This is a genomic window from Pseudomonas syringae (assembly GCF_021605415.1).
Lineage (GTDB): Bacteria > Pseudomonadota > Gammaproteobacteria > Pseudomonadales > Pseudomonadaceae > Aquipseudomonas > Aquipseudomonas syringae_S.
Genome location: NZ_WKEQ01000051.1, coordinates 1 through 19,169, shown reverse-complemented (window position 1 = coordinate 19,169; position 19,169 = coordinate 1). Strand labels below are relative to the sequence as shown.

The window sequence follows — 19,169 nt, the reverse complement described above, 5'->3', positions numbered from 1 at the left end:
GGACCCTACGGTTTCACAAGCCGTGCATCCAGGCTGTTTTGCGCCAGGCGTTTGGCCTGATCCTGGGTCATGCCCAGATCGGTGTAGAGCGCGTGGAAGTTCTCGGTGACGTAGCCGCCGAAGTACGCCGGGTCATCGGAATTCACGGTTACCTTCACGCCACGCTCGAGCATGTCGAGGATGTTGTGCTGAGACATGTGATCGAACACGCAGAGCTTAGTGTTCGACAGTGGGCACACGGTCAGCGGGATTTGCTCGTCGATGATCCGCTGCATCAGGCGTTCGTCTTCGATGGCGCGCACGCCATGGTCGATGCGCTCAATTTTCAGCAGGTCGAGGGCTTCCCAGATATATTCCGGCGGGCCTTCTTCACCGGCGTGAGCGACGGTCAGGAAGCCTTCGCCACGGGCGCGGTCGAACACTCGCTTGAACTTGCTCGGCGGGTGACCCATCTCGGAACTGTCCAGGCCTACGGCCACGAACGCATCACGGAACGGCAGCGCCTGGTCGAGGGTTTTTTCGGCTTCTTCTTCGCTCAGGTGGCGCAGGAAGCTCAGGATCAAGCCGCTGGTCACGCCCAATTGCTGCTCGCCATCCTTCAGTGCGGCAGCGATGCCGTTGAGCACCACTTCGAACGGGATGCCACGGTCGGTGTGGGTTTGCGGGTCGAAGAACGGTTCGGTGTGAATCACGTTCTGCGCCTTGCAACGCAACAGGTATGCCCAAGTCAGGTCGTAGAAGTCCTGGGAGGTGCGCAACACGTCCGCGCCCTTGTAATACAGGTCGAGGAATTCTTGCAGATTGTTGAAGGCGTACGCCTTGCGCAGAGTTTCGACGTCATTCCACGGCAGGGCGATCTTGTTGCGTTCGGCCAGGGCGAACAGCAACTCGGGCTCCAGCGAGCCTTCGAGGTGCAGGTGCAATTCGGCCTTGGGCAAGGCGTTGAGCCAGTCGTACATATTCTTTTCTCATCAGGTGCAGATGAACGGCATTCTACAGGTGTACGCCGAAACATTTGGCAAAACCTGACCAGCCGGTTGATTAAACGGCTTCCTGCTCTCGGCGATAGGCGTAGGTATCGGCGAATCTCGACAGCAGGAATTCGGCGCAAGTGGTGGTCGGATATTTCGCCGGGTGCTGTGCGTCCTGGCAACCGGGCAGGCATTCGATGCGCGTGTCCGGGTGCGGTTCGGCGAAGAATGGCATCGAGTAGCGATCCACGCCCAGCGGGCTGATGACCCGATGCGGCGTCGAGCGATAACGGTCGTTACTCCAGCGCGCCATCATGTCGCCGAGGTTGACCACGAAAGTGCCGTCGATGGGCGGCGCGTCGATCCACTGGCCTTTGACGTTTTTCACTTGCAGGCCACCGGCGGTGTCTTGGTAGAGCAAGGTGATGCAGCCGTAATCGGTGTGCGCGCCAGCGCCTTGTTGCTCGGCGGAACTGGCGGTGTGGCGGGGCGGGTAATGAATCATGCGCAACACGCTGACCGGCTCATTGAAGCGGCTGTCGAAAAAATCGCGCTCGATGCCAAGCGCCAATGTCATCGCCCGCAGCAGGGTTTGCGCAAGCGCCTGCATGTCGAGGTAATGCTGCTCCATCAGGGCTTCCCAACCCGGTTGCGCCGGATGCCGGTTCGGGCCGCGCAAGGGTTTTTCCGCGAGCACTTCGGGATGATTGGCGGGGAGGTGCAGGCCCATGTCGAAGGTTTCTTTCAGGTCGCTCGGTTTGCTCGGGTCGAGCTGTTCCGTGGCGATGGCGCCGTAGCCCCGGTGATGGCGGGTCCGGGTGATGTCGATCTTGAGCTTTTCGGCGGCGGGCAGAGCGAAGAAGCGTTGGGTGTGGTCGAGCACTGTGGCGATGCGCTCAGGGCTGATCGGATGGCCCTTGATGTAAAAAAAGCCCCATTCGCGGCAGGCGTGGTCGATTTGCGTGGCGACGATTTGCCAGGCGTCGTGATCGTCGCGGTAGAGCGGGGCGATGTCGATGATCGGAAGCTGATCCATACGCGATCCTTGAAAAACACTGCTGAACCCTGTGGGAGCTGGCTTGCCAGCGATAGCGGTCTGACAGACAACGACGAGGTTGATTGTGATGGCCCTCATCGCTGGCAAGCCAGCTCCCACAGGTACGGTGTTGTGGCGCAGGTTACTTCGGCATCTCGGCCTTCATGCCTTCCACGTAATAGTTCATCGACGCCAGTTCCGCGTTGGTCGCGTTCACGCCGGCCGGGATTTTCTCGACACCGGCCTGATCCTTGATCGGCCCTGTAAATGGGTGGAACGCGCCGCTCTTGATGTCAGCAATGATCTGCTCGGCCTCGGCTTTCACCGGTGCCGGCACCAGATCGCTGATCGGCAATTCAACCGTGCCTTCTTTCAAACCGCCCCAGTAATCCTGGGATTTCCAAGTGTGGTCGATCACGCTTTGGGTCGCCTGAATGTAGTGCGGCGCCCAGTCGTTGACGATGGACGTCAGTACCGCTTTCGGTCCGAAGTGCGCCATGTCCGAGGCGTAACCCACCGCGTAGACGCCACGGCGTTCGGCAGCCTGAATCGGCGCCGGGCTGTCGGTGTGCTGGAACACCACGTCCACGCCTTGGTCAATCAGTGCGTTGGCGGCATCGGCCTCTTTACCCGGATCGAACCAGGAGTTGACCCATACGACTTTGATTTCGGTGCCCGGGTTGTACTTGTTCAAGGCCAGTTGAATGGCATTGATGTCGCGGATCACTTCCGGGATCGGGAATGAGGCGACGTAGCCGATCTTTTTGGTCTTGGTCATCTTCGCCGCGAGGAAGCCGCCGACGTAACGACCCTCGTAGGTGCGCGCCAGATAGGTGCCGAGGTTTTTGTCCTGCTTGTAACCGGTGGCGTGTTCGAAGGTGACCTTGGGGAATTGCTTGGCGACTTTCAGCGTCGGGTTCATGTAGCCGAAGGACGTGGTGAAAATCAGGTCGTAGTTGTCCTTGGCCATGTTGCGGATCACCCGCTCGGCATCGGCGCCCTCGGCGACGTTTTCCACGTAGTTGGTGGTGATTTTGTCGCCGAGCTTTTCGGCCAGCACCTTGCGGCCCTGTTCATGCTGATACGTCCAGCCGTGGTCGCCGATAGGGCCGATGTAGACGAAACCGACTTTCAATGGATCGGCGGCGCTGGCGCTCAGGCTGATCCCGAGACCGAAAGCAGCGCACAGCAGTTTGTGCAGCGGACGTATTTGCATGAACTCGAACTCCATTTTGTTGTGTGTGGGCAGAGGCAATGCAAATTGCTGACCAACAGGACAACAAAATCAAAAGATCGCAGCCTGCGGCAACTCCTACATGGTTCGCGGACTCCTGCAGGAGCTGCCGCAGGCTGCGATCTTTTCAGCGCTGGAACCAACGCAGTGCAACTCATCAGCTTCACGCCATTCACTGGTGCGCTAAGGTGTAACGAAACGTTAGCGCCGCCACGCAGTCAGTAACTCATTCGTTTCTTTCGGCAAAAAGGCCCGCCATGTTCAACATCCTCAAGCAAGAAACCTTTCTGCTGCTGGCCGTCATCGCCGCGTGTGTCGCTTATCCGCTGGAACACTGGATGCTCCACAGCGGCCAGATCGTCGCGCTGATCTCAGGGCTGGTGCTGATTGCCTTCATCGTCGCCGCCTCCATGCGCGTTGCCCATCAGGCCGAGCTGCTCGCGGAAAAAGTCGGCGATCCCTACGGCACGATGATCCTGACCCTTGCCGCCGTGCTGGTGGAAGTGGTGATCCTGGCGATCATGATGAACAACGAGGCCTCGCCCACGTTGGTGCGCGACACGATCTATTCGGCAGTCATGCTCGACATCAATGGCATTCTTGGCCTGGCCGCGCTGATGGGCGGCATCAAGCATGGCGAACAGTCTTACAACGACGATTCGGCGCGCAGCTACAGCGTGATGATCCTCACCGCCATGGGCGTGTCGATGGTGGTGCCGGAGTTCATTCCTGAAGCGGACTGGAAGATTTATTCAGCGTTCACCATTGGCGCGATGGTGTTGCTTTACACGCTGTTCCTGCGCATGCAAGTCGGGCCGCACAGTTACTTTTTCAGCTACAGCTACCCGGAAAAGCGTCGCAAGAAAGAGCCGATCGAACAAGCACCGAAACCGGTCAGCCTGACGCTGTCGGTCGGCATTCTGGTGTTTGGCGTGGTGGTGATCGGCGCATTGGCCGAGGTGATGTCCAAGACCCTCGATCTCGGGCTGGAAGCGACAGGCGCACCGCCGGTAATCACGGCGATCCTGGTGGCGGCCATTTCGGCGGCGCCGGAAATCCTCACAGCATTGCGTGCGGCGTTGGCCAATCGGATGCAGTCGGTGGTCAATATTGCGATGGGTGCGTCGTTGTCGACGGTGATTCTGACGGTGCCGGTGATGGAAGCGATGGCGCTCTACACCGGCCAGCCGTTCCAGATGGCGATGACACCGGTGCAGACCGTGATGGTTTTCATCACCCTGATCGTCAGTGCGATCAACCTCAATGACGGCGAAACCAATGCCATCGAAGGCATGACTCACTTCGTGTTGTTTGCGACGTTTATCATGCTGTCCCTGCTGGGCTTGTAACTGCTCGTTCCCATGCTCAGCGTGGGAACGAGCAAGCGAGCAGGGTGGATCAGGTACCGGCGATGAGCTGCCGTGCAGCCTGGCTGTGATCGGCGATCAGGCCTTTCAGATCCAGGCCCTCGACTTGCCCATCAACCACCCGCCACTTGCCGCCGATCATCACCCGATCCGCACGATCCGCGCCGCACAGCAGCAGCGCGGAAATCGGGTCGTGGCTGCCGGAGAAACGCAGTTCATCGAGTTTGAACAAGGCCAGATCCGCTTGTTTGCCCACGGCCAGTTCGCCGATGTCAGTACGGCCCAGCAAACTCGCCGAACCTTTGCTCGCCCAGCCCAATACGCGTTCCGGGGTGATTTTCTCGGCGCCGTAACGCAGACGCTGGATGTACAACGCCTGGCGGGCTTCGAGGATCATGTTCGAGGCATCGTTGGACGCCGAACCGTCGACGCCCAGACCGAACAACGCGCCGGCATCGGTCAGGTCGATGCTCGGGCAGATGCCGGAGGCCAGACGCATGTTCGAGCTCGGACAGTGGCAAATGCCGGTGCCGGCCTGGCCGAGGCGGGCGATTTCGTCGGGGTTGAAGTGAATGCCGTGGGCCAGCCAGGTGCGCGGGCCGAGCCAGCCGACGCTGTCCAGATAATCAACGGTGCGCAGGCCGAAACGTTGCAGGCAGAAATCTTCTTCGTCGAGGGTTTCCGCCAGGTGCGTGTGCAGGCGCACATCGAGTTTGTTCGCCAGTTCGGCACTGGCCGACATGATTTCCGGGGTCACCGAGAATGGCGAGCACGGCGCCAGCGCGATCTGGATCTGCGCACCGTCGCCGCGCTCGTGGTACTCGTGAATCAGGCGCTGACTGTCGTCGAGAATCACCTGGCCTTCCTGCACGGTTTGCTGCGGCGGCAGACCACCGTCCTTCTCGCCGAGGCTCATCGAACCACGGGTGAGCATGGCGCGCATGCCCAGTTCACGAACGACATCGACTTGCACGTCGATGGCGTTTTCCAGACCGTCCGGGAACAGGTAGTGATGGTCGGCGGCGGTGGTGCAGCCCGACAGCAACAGTTCGGCCAGTGCGACTTTGGTGGCGAGGGCAAGTTTCTCCGGGGTCAGCCGTGCCCACACCGGGTACAGGGTTTTCAGCCACGGGAATAAAGGCTGATTGACCACCGGCGCCCAGGCGCGGGTCAGGGTCTGGTAGAAGTGGTGATGGGTGTTGATCAGGCCAGGCAGGATCACATGCTCGCGGGCATCGAACACTTCCTGACACGGCGCGGACGGTTGCTGTCCGGCGCCGAGCACTTCGACGATCACGCCGTCTTGCAGCACCAGACCGCCACGGGCATCAAGCTCGTTGGCCGTGAAAATGGCGAGGGGGTTTTTTAACCAGGTACGGATGGCAGGCATTGTTGGCCGGCTCCTCTGAAAGTGGGTTCAGGGTTGCCAGCTCAGTGTTGCCCTGTCTGCTGATCCAGGGTCGCCGGGGAGGCGAGGTGCGCAGTTTCAATTAAAACGCGGACACGGGCAACCCCAACCCGACCAGACAACATCACCTTCGTGTAGGAGCAGCCTGCGGCAGCTCCTACACGGTTTACCAGGGAATGGTTTCACCTCTGTAATTGACGAAGTGATGGCCGCCCTTGCCGGTGTACGCGTTGACCTGATCCACCAGCCCTCGCGTGCTGGTCTGCACGTCAATGTCGGCGCCGTCGCCACCCATGTCGGTCTTCACCCAGCCTGGATGCAGCGACAGCACGGTGATTTTCTGCTCGCCCAGTTGGCTGATGAAGCTGTTGGTCATCGAGTTCAATGCCGCTTTGCTCGCCTTGTACAGCGCCAGTTCCGGCGCGTCGGGCATGGTCACGCTACCGAGTACCGAACTCATGAACGCCAGCACGCCGCTGCCATCGCGGATCTGCCCGGCGAAGCGCTGGGCCAGGTTGATCGGCGCCACGGCATTGGTGAAAAACAACTGGCCCACTTCGGCCAGCGTCGCGCCGCCCGGCGTTTGCACGTCGGGGCCTTTGACCCCGGCGTTGACGAACAACAGGTCGAGTGTTTCGTCCTTGAGCCGCTGGCTCAGGGCGATCACGGCTTGCTGATCGTCCATGTCGAGTTTTTCGATGCGCACATCGCCCAGCGCTCGCAGGGCTTCGGCGTTCGCCGGATTACGCACCGTGGCGGTGACCTTCCAGCCATCGGCCAACAGGGTTTTCACCAGCCCGAGGCCCAAGCCTCGGGAAGCGCCGATGATCAGTGCGGTTTTTGCCGTAGACATGTGGGGATTCCTTGATGAATGAGGATCACGGATTTAATGGACAGCGTTGGCCGAGGCGTTGCTGCAATTGGTGGCGCAATTCGCCGAGTTCGCTCATGCGGGCTTCGATCAACTGGAGTTTATCGCGCAGTAACTGCGTCACGGCGCTGTCCGGATCGGGTGCTTGCCACAACGCGGCGACGCTGCTGCCGATCTCGCCGAGGGTAAAGCCCAGGCGTTGGGCGGTCTTGATGTAGAGCACCAATTGCAGCATCTCCGGCGGATAGTCGCGATAACCGTTGGCGCTGCGTTGCGCCGCGATCAGTCCGCGCTGCTCATAGAAGCGCAGGGTGTCACGGCTGACGGCGCTGGCCAGGGCTAATTCACCGATGCGCATGGGGGGTGTCTCAAGAGGGCTTGACCCTGGAGCATACTCCAGGCTTTACCGTGGGTGCTCCTGGATTTTTCGGAGCATGAGACATGTGGACTTCAGCGCAGTATCAGCGGTTGGTGCGGGGCAGTGCGTGGTACGACTTGATCGTCACGGCGGCGTTTGCCACGCCGTGGAGTTTTGCGTTATTGCATGGGGTTTTGACGGCGACCAGTCATGGACTGAACCTGCCCGGTGAGCTGCCGGCGTTTTCGCCGATGCACATGCTGATGGCGAATCTGTTGGGGTCGCTGGTGTGCGTCTGGGCGGTGCTGCGGATTCGTGATCCGCAGGCGGTTTACGGGCGGTATGACGCGGTAGCGCGGTTTTTGTTTGCCGCGTGGCAGGTTTATGCACTGTTGCACGGTGCCAGTGCTTTGCTGGTGGTTTTCTTGTTTTCTGAATTGGCGTGGGGCGTTGCTCAGGTGTTGCCCGTTCGGCCCTCATCGCTGGCAAGCCAGCTCCCACAAGGTTTGCGGCCGACTCGAAATATGTGATCACCGCTAAACCTGTGGGCGCTGGCTTGCCAGCGATGAGGGCCATTGAATTTACATCAATGCCCCGCCTGCCACGGCTGCCCCAACGACACCGGCGCATACAACCGTGTGCGCACCGCATCGCGCGACAGCAACACCAAAACCAAAATCGTCGCAACATAAGGCAGCATCGCCAGCAGACTCGACGGAATTGCCAGTCCCAACCCCTGCGCCACCAGATGCAGGATGCTGGCAAGCCCGAACAAGTACGCGCCGAGCAGCAAGCGCCACACCCGCCAACTGGCGAACACCACCAGCGCCAACGCAATCCAGCCGCGTCCGGCGGTCATGTTTTCCGCCCACATCGGCGTATATGCCAACGACAGATACCCCCCGGCCAACCCGGCCATCGCGCCGCCGAACAACACGGCCGATGTGCGCACGGCGAGCACCGGCAAACCCATGGCGCTAGCCGCATCCGGGTTTTCGCCGACCGCTTGAATGATCAGGCCGACGCGGCTTTTCATGACCACCCACGCCACCAGCGCAAACAGCGCGAACGACAGATACACCAGCAGATCCTGGGCAAACAGCATCCGCCCGATCAGGGGGATATCGCTCAGATAAGGAATCGCCAACGGTTCGAAACCGGCCAGCGGCTTACCGACCCACGCCGCGCCGACGAACGTCGACAGACCCACGCCGAAAATCGTCAGCGCCAGCCCGGTAGCTACCTGATTGGCGTTGAACACCAGCGCCACCAACGCAAACAGCGACGACAGCAGCATCCCGGCAAGCATCGCCAGCAACACGCCGAGCCACAGGTTGCCGGTGCTGAAGGCGACGATAAAACCCATCACCGCGCCAAACAGCATCATGCCTTCCTGCCCGAGGTTGAGCACGCCGCTCTTCTCGCAGATCAATTCACCCAGCGCCACCAACAGCAGCGGCGTGCCGCAACGCACCATGGCATAGAAAATATTGCTCAGCAGATCGATATCCATCACAGCGCTCCAGCGTGTACGGCGGTGGCTGGGGTGCGACGCGCCCAGCGCAGGTTCAGGCGTGGCCGATAGAGAATCAGCACGTCACAGGCCAGCAGGAAAAACAGCATCATCCCCTGGAACAATTGGGTGATGGCTTGCGGCAGGTTCAGGCTCATTTGCGCGCTCTCGCCGCCGATGTACAGCAGCGCCATCAGCAGACTGGAAAACAGGATTCCGATGGGATTGAGTCGGCCGAGAAACGCCACGGTGATCGCCGCGTAGCCATAACCCGGCGACACCTGCGGCACCAATTGGCCGATGGGGCCGGTCACTTCGCAGGCCCCGGCCAACCCGGCCAGACCGCCGCTGATCAACAACGCGAGCCAGATCAGGCGCTTCTCGCGAAAGCCGACGAACCCGGCCGCACGTTTATCCAGACCGAGCACTTTGATCTGGAAACCGACAAAGCTTTTCTGCAACAGCACCCACACCGCGACCAGTGCGAGCAGGGCGAAATACACCCCGGCGTGCACCCGGCCATCCTCCATCAACAACGGCAAACGGCTGGCATCGCCGAACATGGCCGATTCGGGGAAATTGAACCCGGCGGGATCCTTCAATGGCCCATGCACGCAGAACAGCAGCAGGTTCAGCGCGATGTAATTGAGCATGATGCTGGTGAGGATTTCGTTGGCGTTGAAGCGCGTGCGCAACCACGCGGTCAGCCCTGCCCAGGCTGCGCCGGCGGCGGTGCCGGTGAGCAGAATGAACGCCAGCGCCCAGCGACTTTGCAGGCCGATGATATTCACCGCCAACGCACTGCCGGCGAGGGCGCCGAGCAGCAACTGGCCTTCGGCGCCGATGTTCCAGATCCGCGCCTGATACGCCACCGCCAGGCCCAGTGCGCAGAGGAGAATCGGCAGGGCTTTGACCAGCAATTCGGAGACGCCGTACAAGTCGCTGACTGGAGCGATCAGCAGCGTGTGCAAGGTTTGCAACGGATCGTGGCCGAGCGCGATGAACAGCAGCGAACCGCATCCGAGGGTCAGCACCGCCGCCAGCAACGGCGAGCACCACAGCATGAGTCGCGATTGCCGGCCACGGGGTTCGAGGGAAAGCAACATGGGAAAGCTCCGTTAAACTTTGGTGTTAAACCGTGGCCGATGAAAGTGAGTGATCGAACTGGCCGGCCATCCAGCCGCCGACATCGCTGAGTTGTGTGTCCGAAGTGTTTTGCAGCGCCGACATACGCCCGCCGCACAGCGCACCGAGGCGATCGCTGATCTGGAACAGTTCGTCGAGGTCTTCGGAAATCACCAGGATCGCCGCACCGGCATCGCGCAGGGCGATCAGTGCACGATGGATAGTCGCGGCGGCGCCGACATCGACGCCCCAGGTCGGGTGCGCGGCAATCAATAGCTTCGGTTGCTGGAGGATTTCCCGGCCGAGAATGAATTTCTGCAGATTGCCGCCGGACAGGCTGCGGGCGGCGGTTTGCGTGTCGGGTGTTTTCACGCCGAAGCGCTCGATGATGGTTTGCGCGAGGGTTTCGACTTTGCCCCGTTCGATCAAACCGTGGCTGACCAGGCCTTGCTGGAAAGCGGTGAGCAGGGCGTTGTCGGCCAGGCTCAGTTCCGGCACCGCGCCGTGGCCGAGGCGTTCGGCGGGGACGAAGGCCAGGCCGAGTTTACGCCGCGCATCCGGGCGCAGATCAGCAACGGCCTGGTCACCGAAGCGCAGGGTCGTGGCGGCATCGCGCGCCAGTGTTTGTTCGCCGCTGAGCAACGCCAGCAATTCATCCTGACCGTTGCCCGCCACTCCGGCGATGCCGACGATTTCTCCGCTGCGCACTTGCAGATCGATGCCTGCCAGCGAGCAGCCGAACGGATCCGGGTTGTGCCAATTCAGCCCTTTCACGTCGAGGAACACGGCACCGCCGTCGACCTTCGGGAACTCGCCGATTAACGCCGCCGCTTCGCCAACCATTAACTGCGCCAGTTCTCGATCCGTACAGTCGGCCGGCACGCAATGCCCGGCCACGCGCCCGCCGCGCAGCACCGTGGCGCTGTGGCATAGCGCGCGCACCTCGCCGAGTTTGTGGCTGATAAACAGAATGCTGCAGCCCTCGGCTGCGAGTCGGCGCAGGGTGATGAACAACTCATCGGCTTCTTGCGGAGTCAGCACCGACGTTGGCTCGTCGAGGATCAACAAGCGAATGTCCTGCATCAGGCAGCGAACAATTTCGACCCGTTGCCGCTCGCCGATCGACAGGCTGTGAACCAGTCGCTCGGGTTCCAGCGCCATACCGTAGCGCCGCGACACTTCGCGAATCTTGGGTTCGAGTTGTTTCGGTGTCCCGGCTTTTGCGCCCATCGCCAGCGCAATGTTCTGCGCCACGCTGAGGGTTTCGAACAGCGAGAAATGCTGGAACACCATGCCGATCCCCAACTGCCGCGCCTGAGCCGGGTTGCGCATGTTCACGCGTTGGCCTTGCCAAAGCATTTCGCCAGTGTCGGCTTGGGTGACGCCGTAGATGATCTTCATCAGCGTGCTTTTGCCGGCGCCGTTCTCGCCGAGCAGGGCGTGGATTTCACCGGGGGCGATGGTCAGATCGATGGCGTCGTTGGCCAGGCAACCGGGGTAGCGTTTGCTGATGTGGCGCAATTGCAGGCGCGGGGTTGAATCGCTGTTCGGTAACGGAGAGTGCATGACAGGCTCGGCTCGCTTGGCGTTGTGCCTGTGGATAAAGCAATTTCCTGGCCATCAGGTCAGGAATGCGCTGTGGCCCAGTGCCGCGAAGCTCAATGCAGAGCCGTGCGCTCAAAAACGCAACACAGATGGGCACCAATTCGGAGCAAAGCCATAGTCTGGGCTCCAAATTTGCCCGCGTTAAACTGATCAAAAAACGAGCAAATGACTCGGAACCATACAGAACCGGCAACAGCGGCAGCCATGAACGGGTTATCCACAGGTTGCTCCACAGTATTTGTGTGCAAGCTGCAATCGTGGATATAAGCGCTGCGGTGCTTTCTTCTAAAGGCAATATGCGCGGCTAAATAACTGTTTTTGCGTGGGATTTGCGTTTCGTCGGGTGAATTGAACGAAAAGTGAACAAATCGCGCAAAGCCGCATGACAGAAGGGTTACAGGGGAGTGTGCTCAGGTTATCCACAGTCGGGTGCACAGCGGATGTGGGCAAGTGACGGCGATGATGGATAGGCGTAACGCCCCAAAAAATCGCACCCCTGTAAGCGCTGCCGAAGGCTGCGATCTTTTGATCTTATTCACCGCTCCAGCAAAATCCGTCCCCGACTCAAATCCGCCAACTGCTTTTGCAACCCTCCAATCTGCGCCTCGCCCACCGCCAGCTTCAACTCGACACCATTGGCCGTGAATGCTTCGTCCACCACCAATCCGCCCGCTTCGGCGACACGCAGCTTCACCAACGCCAACTCGGAAAAACCACAGGCACAACTCACCGGCACACGGCTGATCAACTCGATCTTCGCCGCCGCTTGCAGGCACTTGTTCGCGCCCCCGCCATAGGCCCGGGCCAGACCGCCGGTGCCCAGTTGAATGCCGCCGTACCAGCGAATCACCAGCACCACGACCTGGTCGCAATCCTGTGCTTCGATGGCTGCAAGGATCGGCCGACCCGCGGTGCCGCCGGGTTCGCCGTCGTCGTTGCTGCGGTATTGGCCGCCCAGCTTCCACGCCCAGCAGTTGTGTGTGGCGTTCAAGTCGCTGTGCTGTTCGATAAAGGCTTGCGCATCGCCAGGGCTGGCGATGGGCGCGGCGAAAGTGATAAAGCGGCTTTTGCGAATCTCTTCGCGGTAATCGCAAATGTCGCTGAGGGTGAAGGGCATAGACGTCTTATAAGGAAGAGTTGAGGCCGCAGCCCTTGAGAATGATGCGAATCAAATTGTTGCCGGCGTCTTCCATGTCTTGTTTGGTCAACTTGCTGCGACCGCTGACTCGGCAGATCTGCGTGGCGAAGTCGGCGTAATGCTGAGTGCTGCCCCAGAGCAGGAAAATCAGGTGCACCGGGTCGACCGGATCCATCTTGCCCGCATCGATCCAGGCCTGGAACACCGCCGCGCGGCCCTGGAACCAGGCGCGATAGTCCTGATTGAAATATTCGGTCAGGCATTCGCCGCCGCTGATCACTTCCATGGCGAAAATGCGCGAGGCTTGCGGCTGGCGGCGGGAGAATTCCATTTTGGCGCGGATGTAGCGGCTCAGCGCTTCGGCCGGATCGTCTTCGGCGGTCAGGGTGTTGAAGGTGCTGTCCCACAACTCGATGATGTTGCTCAGCACCGCCACGTACAGGCCGAGCTTGTTGGTGAAGTAGTAATGCAGATTCGCCTTCGGCAGCCCGGCATTCTGGGCGATGGTGTTCATGCTGGTGCCTTTGAACCCGTGACGGGCGAACTCGTCCTCGGCGGCTTTGATGATGGTCTCTTCGTTTTTCTGACGAATGCGGCTGGCGGGTTTGCCGCCGTGGGCTGGGACTTCAAAGGTCATGGGCAATTCCGGGGTTGTCTGTGGGCGCTACCAGTTGCGTTGATAGCGCACCCACAGGCATCCGACAACCCCTGAGTCGATAAAACCGTTACGCCTGTTCGATCTTGTCCAGTGTGGCGGCGTTTTCGGTGGTCGCGGTTTTCGCTTCCGGCAACAACAGGCAAAGGATGATTGCGGTCAGACCGCCGCTGGTGATCGCCGAGTCGAACAGGTTTTGCACAAGCTTGGGCAGCAGGTGCAACAGGTTCGGCTGCGCGGCAATGCCCAGGCCGACGCCGAATGAGGTGGCGATAATCAGCATGCTGCGCCTGTCCAGCGGCGACTGCGCGAGGATGCGCACGCCGGCCGCCGCGACACTGCCGAACATCACCAGAGTCGCACCGCCGAGCACCGGTTTTGGGATCTGCTGCAACACCGCGCCGATAGAGGGAAACAGGCCGAGGCAGAACAGGATCGCGCCGATATAGAGGCCGACGTAACGGCTGGCGACGCCGGTCAACTGGATCACGCCGTTGTTCTGCGCGAACGTGGTGTTGGGGAACGCGCTGAAGGTGGCGGCGATCATGCAGCTCACGCCGTCACCGAGCACGCCACCGCGCAACCGGCTTATATAAGAAGGGCCGCTGATCGGCTGGCGGGCGAGCATACAATTGGCGGTGAGGTCGCCGACGGTTTCGACGGTGCTGATCAGATAAATCAGCGCGACCGGCAGGAACGCCGTCCAGTCGAAGTTGAATCCGAACTTGAACGGTGTGGGAAGACTTACCAACGGCAAGTCAGGCAATGCCTGCGGAATCAGTTTTCCACTGAACCAGGCCGCCACACAGCCCAATACCAAACCGATGATGATCGCTGAAAGCCGCACCCACGGCGTATTCGAGCGGTTGAGCAGAATAATCGTCAGCAGCACGAACACGCCCAGCGCCAGATTGCCCGGTGCGCCAAAGTCCGCCGCATTGAAGCCTCCGCCCAGATCGGTGATGCCAACCTTGATCAGACTGACGCCGATCAGGGTGATGACAATCCCCGTCACCAGCGGTGTAACGACGCGACGTAATTGCCCGATGAAACGGCTGAGGACGATCTGCACCGCCGCGCCGAAAAAGCACACGCCGAAAATCATCGCCAGAATGTCTTCCGGGCTGCCGCCGCGTTGCTTGACCAGAAATCCGGCCGAGAGCACTGCGCCGAGAAAGGCGAAACTGGTGCCTTGCAGGCAGATCATCCCCGCACCGATGCCGAACGGCCGGCGCGCCTGAATGAACGTGCCGACGCCGGACACCATCAGCGCCATGCTAATCAGGTAAGGCAAATGCGCGGTCAATCCCAGAGCCGAGCCGATCACCAGCGGCGGGGTGATGATGCCGACGAAACTGGCCAGCACGTGTTGCAAGGCGGCGAGAATCGCGGCGAGGGGGTTGGGGCGGTCATTGAGGCCGTAGATCAATTCGCTGGACGGTTCGGAATCTGGCTGCATGGGTGTAGTTCTTCTATATAGAGGGCGCTTTACACCAGTCCTGCAAAAAGCTGACCAGTTGCTCAGAAATTTACCTCCACGACGATCAACTGTAGAAGCTGCCGAAGGCTACGATCCTTTGATCTTGCCGCTTGTAGCTCGGCATCACTTTGCGTCGATTTTATTTTCAACGCGTCGCCGCCAGACTCTCCAGAAAACTTTCCAGCACCAAATGTGGGCGCCGCCCCTTGCGCGTGACCGATGCGAGGCTCAAATCATAAAAACGCGTCTTGGCCTTCAGCGCACGCAGGCGTCCCTGCTGAACCCAAAGACTGGCGTAGTGATCCGGCAGATAGCCGATGTAACGCCCGGTCAAAATCAGAAACGCCATGCCCTCGCGGTCGGAGGCGCTGGCAGTGCAGTTGAGCGCTTGGTAATGCGCCTGAATTTCCGCCGGCAAACGAAACGTCGGGGCAATGGCGTCCTGACTGTTAAGGCGCTCGTCGTCCAATTGCTTGTCATCGACATAAAACAGCGGATGGCCAACCGCGCAATAAAGCAGCGAGCGCTCGCTGTAAAGCGGCTGGTATTCCAGCCCGGACAATGCGCTGGCCTGCGGCACCACGCCGACATGCAGACGACCGTCGAGCACGCCTTGCTCGACTTCGTTGGGCGAGATCATGCGGATCTGGATTTGCACGTCGGGCCCGCGCTCCTTCAGTTGCGCGAGGGCGTGGGTGATGCGCATATGGGGGAGGGTGACGAGATTATCGGTCAGGCCGATGATCAATTCGCCGCGCAGGTGTTGGTGCAGGCCGTTGACCTCTGTGCGGAAACTTTCCAGCGCGCTCAATAGTTGTAAGGCCGATTGGTAGACCTCGCGGCCTTCTTCGGTCAGGGAAAAACCGGCGCGTCCCCGTTGGCACAGGCGCAGACCGAGACGTTGTTCGAGATCGCTCATTTGCTGGCTGATCGCCGAACGGCCGATGCCGAGCACGGTTTCCGCTGCGGAAAATCCGCCGGACTCCACCACGCTGCGGAAAATCCGCAGCAAGCGGATGTCAAAGTCGCTGACCTGGGCCAATGGATCGGGACGACGGCTGCTCATGGGGGGCACGCTCAATGTTTAGTAATTGTCTAACCGAAGGTTAGAAGAGTTGGATTTCACCGACTCTATAGCCGTGGCAATTTAGCTGCAACAACGCTTTCTATCTCCCTGATGCTGATGCCCTGCGAGGTTTTGCCCGATGAACATGCCTGAAAACGCTCAGTCGCCACTGGCCAGTCAATTGAAACTGGACGCGCACTGGATGCCCTACACCGCCAACCGTAACTTTCAACGCGACCCGCGTCTGATCGTCGGCGCCGAAGGCAGCTGGCTGATCGACGACAAGGGCCGCAAGGTGTATGACTCACTGTCTGGTCTGTGGACGTGCGGCGCCGGGCATACCCGCAAGGAAATCCAGGAAGCCGTCTCGAAACAACTGGGCACTCTCGATTACTCGCCGGGCTTCCAGTACGGTCATCCGCTGTCGTTCCAGCTCGCCGAGAAAATCACCGAGTTGACCCCGGGCAACCTGAACCACGTGTTTTTCACTGACTCCGGCTCCGAGTGCGCCGACACCGCCGTGAAAATGGTGCGCGCCTACTGGCGCCTGAAAGGTCAATCGACCAAGACCAAAATGATCGGTCGTGCCCGTGGCTACCACGGCGTGAACATCGCCGGCACCAGCCTCGGCGGCGTCAACGGAAACCGCAAACTGTTCGGCCAATCGATGATGGACGTCGATCACCTGCCACACACCTTGCTGGCGAGCAATGCGTTCTCCCGTGGCATGCCGGAACAGGGCGGTATCGCGCTGGCCGATGAGCTGCTGAAGTTGATCGAGCTGCACGACGCCTCGAACATCGCTGCGGTGTTCGTTGAGCCGATGGCCGGTTCCGCTGGCGTGCTGGTTCCGCCGCAGGGTTATCTGAAACGTCTGCGTGAGATCTGCGATCAGCACAACATCCTGCTGGTGTTCGACGAAGTGATCACCGGTTTTGGCCGTACCGGTTCGATGTTCGGCGCCGACAGCTTCGGCGTGACCCCGGATCTGATGTGCATCGCCAAGCAAGTCACCAACGGCGCGATCCCGATGGGCGCGGTGATTGCCAGCTCCGAGATCTACCAGACCTTCATGAATCAGCCGACGCCGGAATACGCGGTGGAATTCCCGCATGGCTACACCTACTCGGCACACCCGGTGGCGTGCGCCGCTGGCCTGGCGGCACTCGATCTGCTGCAAAAGGAAAACCTGGTGCAGAGCGTGGCTGAAGTCGCACCGCATTTTGAAAATGCGCTGCATGGCCTGAAAGGTTCGAAGCACGTCATCGACATTCGTAACTATGGTCTGGCCGGGGCGATTCAGATTGCCGGGCGTGATGGCGATGCAATCGTGCGTCCGTTCGAAGCGGGCATGGCGTTGTGGAAAGCCGGGTTCTACGTGCGCTTCGGCGGCGACACCTTGCAGTTCGGCCCAACCTTCAACAGCAAGCCACAAGACCTTGATCGTCTGTTCGACGCGGTCGGCGAAGTGCTGAACAAGCTCGACTGACTTTTTGCAGGATCTGTAGGAGCCGAGCTTGCTCGCGAAGGCGTACATAAGCGCGCCGGTGCCGTTCGGCCCTCACTCAAAGCTATCTATATATAGAAGGCGCTCCTCGGTGGGCGCCCTTTGAATAAAATTCAGGAGTTTTCGATGAGCGTTATTCCGCATTTGATCAATGGCGAACTGGTGACCGAGAACGGTCGCGCGGTCGATGTGTACAACCCGTCTACCGGTCAAGCGATCCACAAACTGCCATTGGCCAGCCGCGAAACCATTCAAAGCGCTATCGACGCGGCCAAGGCTGCGTTCCCGGCATGGCGCAATACGCCACCGGCGAAACGCGCACAGGTAATGTTCCGTTTCAAGCAACTGCTGGAGCAGAACGAAGCGCGGATCTCGCAACTGATCAGCGAAGAGCACGGCAAGACCCTGGAAGACGCCGCCGGTGAATTGAAGCGCGGGATCGAGAACGTCGAGTTCGCTTGCGCGGCCCCGGAAATCCTCAAGGGCGAGTACAGCCGCAACGTCGGCCCGAACATTGATGCGTGGTCTGACTTCCAGCCGCTGGGCGTCGTGGCGGGTATCACGCCGTTCAACTTCCCGGCCATGGTGCCGCTGTGGATGTATCCACTGGCGATCGTCTGCGGTAACTGCTTCATTCTCAAACCGTCCGAGCGTGACCCGAGTTCGACATTGCTGATCGCCCAACTGCTGCTGGAAGCCGGTTTGCCGAAAGGCGTGATGAGCGTGGTGCACGGTGACAAGACGGCGGTGGATGCGCTGATCGAAGCGCCGGAAGTCAAAGCGCTGAGTTTTGTGGGTTCGACGCCGATTGCCGAATACATTTACGCCGAAGGCACCAAGCGCGGCAAACGTGTCCAGGCACTCGGTGGCGCGAAGAACCATGCGGTGCTAATGCCGGATGCGGATCTGGATAACGCCGTGAACGCGCTGATGGGCGCGGCTTATGGTTCTTGCGGCGAGCGCTGCATGGCGATTTCGGTGGCCGTGTGCGTGGGTGACCAGGTGGCCGATGCGTTGGTGGCCAAGTTGGTGCCGCAAATCAAGGCACTGAAAATTGGTGCGGGCACTTCGTGTGGTCTGGACATGGGGCCATTGGTGACCGGTCAGGCGCGGGACAAGGTCAGCGGCTATGTCGAAGACGGCGTGGCGGCGGGCGCGAAACTGGTGGTTGATGGTCGCGGGTTGAGCGTTGCCGGTCACGAAGAAGGCTTCTTCCTCGGGGGCTGCCTGTTCGATAACGTCACTCCTGAAATGCGCATCTATAAGGAAGAGATCTTCGGGCCAGTGTTGTGCGTCGTTCGGGTGAACAGTCTGGAAGAAGCGATGCAGCTGATCAACGATCACGAATACGGCAATGGCACCTGCATCTTCACCCGTGATGGTGAAGCGGCGCGGTTGTTCTGTGACGAGATTGAAGTCGGTATGGTCGGGGTCAACGTGCCGTTGCCGGTGCCGGTGGCTTACCACAGCTTCGGTGGCTGGAAGCGTTCGCTGTTTGGCGATCTGCATGCCTATGGGCCGGATGGTGTGCGCTTCTATACGCGTCGCAAGGCGATTACTCAGCGCTGGCCGCAGCGTGCGAGCCACGAAGCTTCGCAGTTCGCATTTCCTAGCTTGTAATAGATAGAAGTGCAGAAGGCCGACCTCTAGAGGTCGGCCTTCGCGTTTCGGGGCTTTTTTGACCTATATGACAGAAATATGAAATTAGGTGTTGACGGCAAAATCTGAGTGTCTATAATTCGCCCCACTTCCGGCGCAGTCGAAACGGAAAACTCCTTGGTAAACAATGAGTTAAGCAGTTTTCGACAGCGACTGGCTTCAGATCATCGAAGCCT

17 protein-coding genes are annotated in these 19,169 nt (G+C 60.1%); 4 read left to right on the top strand and 13 right to left on the bottom strand.

Annotation, left to right across the window (positions count from 1 at the left end; translation table 11 throughout):
• Positions 1–5: 5 nt before the first annotated feature.
• The 3 genes from GIW69_RS24425 to GIW69_RS24415 form a co-directional block, all read right to left on the bottom strand.
• A complete protein-coding gene (locus GIW69_RS24425) occupies positions 6–959 on the bottom strand; it encodes an adenosine deaminase (RefSeq protein ID WP_236485336.1) in 954 nt (317 codons plus the stop codon).
• A gap of 82 nt (positions 960–1,041) precedes the next feature.
• Positions 1,042–2,007 (bottom strand): 2-oxoglutarate and iron-dependent oxygenase domain-containing protein, encoded by a 966-nt coding sequence (locus GIW69_RS24420; protein WP_236485335.1) that lies wholly within the window; start codon positions 2,005–2,007, stop codon positions 1,042–1,044.
• 142 nt (positions 2,008–2,149) lie between these two features.
• On the bottom strand, positions 2,150–3,223 hold the full coding sequence (locus GIW69_RS24415; RefSeq protein WP_236485334.1) for a BMP family ABC transporter substrate-binding protein: 1,074 nt from the start codon (positions 3,221–3,223) through the stop codon (positions 2,150–2,152).
• Between the two features lie 275 nt (positions 3,224–3,498).
• On the opposite strand from GIW69_RS24415, the gene GIW69_RS24410 reads away from it, so the two are divergent.
• Positions 3,499–4,590, top strand: coding sequence for a calcium:cation antiporter (locus GIW69_RS24410; protein WP_236485333.1), 1,092 nt, complete (start codon positions 3,499–3,501; stop codon positions 4,588–4,590).
• A 49-nt stretch (positions 4,591–4,639) separates the two neighbouring features.
• Here GIW69_RS24410 and GIW69_RS24405 read toward each other — a convergent pair whose 3' ends face one another.
• The 3 genes from GIW69_RS24405 to GIW69_RS24395 form a co-directional block, all read right to left on the bottom strand.
• Entirely contained in the window at positions 4,640–5,998 is a 1,359-nt protein-coding gene (locus GIW69_RS24405; protein WP_236485332.1) for an 8-oxoguanine deaminase, read from the bottom strand.
• Positions 5,999–6,182: 184 nt separating this feature from the next.
• Positions 6,183–6,869 (bottom strand): SDR family oxidoreductase, encoded by a 687-nt coding sequence (locus GIW69_RS24400; RefSeq protein WP_236485331.1) that lies wholly within the window; start codon positions 6,867–6,869, stop codon positions 6,183–6,185.
• Positions 6,870–6,894: 25 nt separating this feature from the next.
• Entirely contained in the window at positions 6,895–7,245 is a 351-nt protein-coding gene (locus GIW69_RS24395; protein ID WP_236485330.1) for a MerR family transcriptional regulator, read from the bottom strand.
• A gap of 83 nt (positions 7,246–7,328) precedes the next feature.
• Here GIW69_RS24395 and GIW69_RS24390 point away from each other — a divergent pair, with 83 nt between their 5' ends.
• Positions 7,329–7,775, top strand: coding sequence for a hypothetical protein (locus tag GIW69_RS24390; protein WP_236485329.1), 447 nt, complete (start codon positions 7,329–7,331; stop codon positions 7,773–7,775).
• A 56-nt stretch (positions 7,776–7,831) separates the two neighbouring features.
• Here GIW69_RS24390 and GIW69_RS24385 read toward each other — a convergent pair whose 3' ends face one another.
• From GIW69_RS24385 to GIW69_RS24355, 7 genes are all read right to left on the bottom strand, one after another.
• The gene (locus tag GIW69_RS24385) at positions 7,832–8,758 is read right to left on the bottom strand and encodes an ABC transporter permease (RefSeq protein WP_236485328.1); all 927 of its coding nucleotides are present in this window, start codon (positions 8,756–8,758) and stop codon (positions 7,832–7,834) included.
• Positions 8,758–9,864 carry an ABC transporter permease gene (locus tag GIW69_RS24380; protein ID WP_236485327.1) on the bottom strand — a complete coding sequence of 369 codons (1,107 nt, stop codon included), beginning with the start codon at positions 9,862–9,864 and terminating at the stop codon, positions 8,758–8,760. The genes GIW69_RS24385 and GIW69_RS24380 overlap by 1 nt, the downstream gene beginning before the upstream one ends.
• Positions 9,865–9,889: 25 nt before the next feature.
• Positions 9,890–11,449, bottom strand: coding sequence for an ABC transporter ATP-binding protein (locus GIW69_RS24375; RefSeq protein WP_236485326.1), 1,560 nt, complete (start codon positions 11,447–11,449; stop codon positions 9,890–9,892).
• Between the two features lie 574 nt (positions 11,450–12,023).
• A complete protein-coding gene (locus GIW69_RS24370; protein WP_236485325.1) occupies positions 12,024–12,605 on the bottom strand; it encodes an IMPACT family protein in 582 nt (193 codons plus the stop codon).
• Between the two features lie 7 nt (positions 12,606–12,612).
• Positions 12,613–13,263, bottom strand: coding sequence for a TetR/AcrR family transcriptional regulator (locus GIW69_RS24365; RefSeq protein WP_236485324.1), 651 nt, complete (start codon positions 13,261–13,263; stop codon positions 12,613–12,615).
• A gap of 88 nt (positions 13,264–13,351) precedes the next feature.
• Entirely contained in the window at positions 13,352–14,740 is a 1,389-nt protein-coding gene (locus GIW69_RS24360; protein ID WP_236485323.1) for a nucleobase:cation symporter-2 family protein, read from the bottom strand.
• Between the two features lie 166 nt (positions 14,741–14,906).
• On the bottom strand, positions 14,907–15,827 hold the full coding sequence (locus GIW69_RS24355) for a LysR family transcriptional regulator (protein ID WP_236485322.1): 921 nt from the start codon (positions 15,825–15,827) through the stop codon (positions 14,907–14,909).
• Positions 15,828–15,966: 139 nt separating this feature from the next.
• On the opposite strand from GIW69_RS24355, the gene aptA reads away from it, so the two are divergent.
• Both aptA and GIW69_RS24345 read left to right on the top strand, forming a co-directional pair.
• On the top strand, positions 15,967–17,316 hold the full coding sequence (aptA, locus tag GIW69_RS24350; protein ID WP_236485321.1) for an omega-aminotransferase AptA: 1,350 nt from the start codon (positions 15,967–15,969) through the stop codon (positions 17,314–17,316).
• A gap of 144 nt (positions 17,317–17,460) precedes the next feature.
• Positions 17,461–18,954: a CoA-acylating methylmalonate-semialdehyde dehydrogenase gene (locus GIW69_RS24345; protein WP_236485320.1), complete on the top strand. Its 1,494-nt coding sequence runs from the start codon at positions 17,461–17,463 to the stop codon at positions 18,952–18,954.
• The last annotated feature ends 215 nt before the right edge of the window (positions 18,955–19,169 follow it).

Bases quoted from the DNA above. Each gene is read 5' to 3' on its own strand.
- GIW69_RS24425 (WP_236485336.1), bottom strand. From the start codon at position 959: ATGTACGACTGGCTCAACGCCTTGCCCAAGGCCGAATTGCACCTGCAC.
- GIW69_RS24420 (WP_236485335.1), bottom strand. From the start codon at position 2,007: ATGGATCAGCTTCCGATCATCGACATCGCCCCGCTCTACCGCGACGAT.
- GIW69_RS24415 (WP_236485334.1), bottom strand. From the start codon at position 3,223: ATGCAAATACGTCCGCTGCACAAACTGCTGTGCGCTGCTTTCGGTCTC.
- GIW69_RS24410 (WP_236485333.1), top strand. From the start codon at position 3,499: ATGTTCAACATCCTCAAGCAAGAAACCTTTCTGCTGCTGGCCGTCATC.
- GIW69_RS24405 (WP_236485332.1), bottom strand. From the start codon at position 5,998: ATGCCTGCCATCCGTACCTGGTTAAAAAACCCCCTCGCCATTTTCACG.
- GIW69_RS24400 (WP_236485331.1), bottom strand. From the start codon at position 6,869: ATGTCTACGGCAAAAACCGCACTGATCATCGGCGCTTCCCGAGGCTTG.
- GIW69_RS24395 (WP_236485330.1), bottom strand. From the start codon at position 7,245: ATGCGCATCGGTGAATTAGCCCTGGCCAGCGCCGTCAGCCGTGACACC.
- GIW69_RS24390 (WP_236485329.1), top strand. From the start codon at position 7,329: ATGTGGACTTCAGCGCAGTATCAGCGGTTGGTGCGGGGCAGTGCGTGG.
- GIW69_RS24385 (WP_236485328.1), bottom strand. From the start codon at position 8,758: ATGGATATCGATCTGCTGAGCAATATTTTCTATGCCATGGTGCGTTGC.
- GIW69_RS24380 (WP_236485327.1), bottom strand. From the start codon at position 9,864: ATGTTGCTTTCCCTCGAACCCCGTGGCCGGCAATCGCGACTCATGCTG.
- GIW69_RS24375 (WP_236485326.1), bottom strand. From the start codon at position 11,449: ATGCACTCTCCGTTACCGAACAGCGATTCAACCCCGCGCCTGCAATTG.
- GIW69_RS24370 (WP_236485325.1), bottom strand. From the start codon at position 12,605: ATGCCCTTCACCCTCAGCGACATTTGCGATTACCGCGAAGAGATTCGC.
- GIW69_RS24365 (WP_236485324.1), bottom strand. From the start codon at position 13,263: ATGACCTTTGAAGTCCCAGCCCACGGCGGCAAACCCGCCAGCCGCATT.
- GIW69_RS24360 (WP_236485323.1), bottom strand. From the start codon at position 14,740: ATGCAGCCAGATTCCGAACCGTCCAGCGAATTGATCTACGGCCTCAAT.
- GIW69_RS24355 (WP_236485322.1), bottom strand. From the start codon at position 15,827: ATGAGCAGCCGTCGTCCCGATCCATTGGCCCAGGTCAGCGACTTTGAC.
- aptA (WP_236485321.1), top strand. From the start codon at position 15,967: ATGAACATGCCTGAAAACGCTCAGTCGCCACTGGCCAGTCAATTGAAA.
- GIW69_RS24345 (WP_236485320.1), top strand. From the start codon at position 17,461: ATGAGCGTTATTCCGCATTTGATCAATGGCGAACTGGTGACCGAGAAC.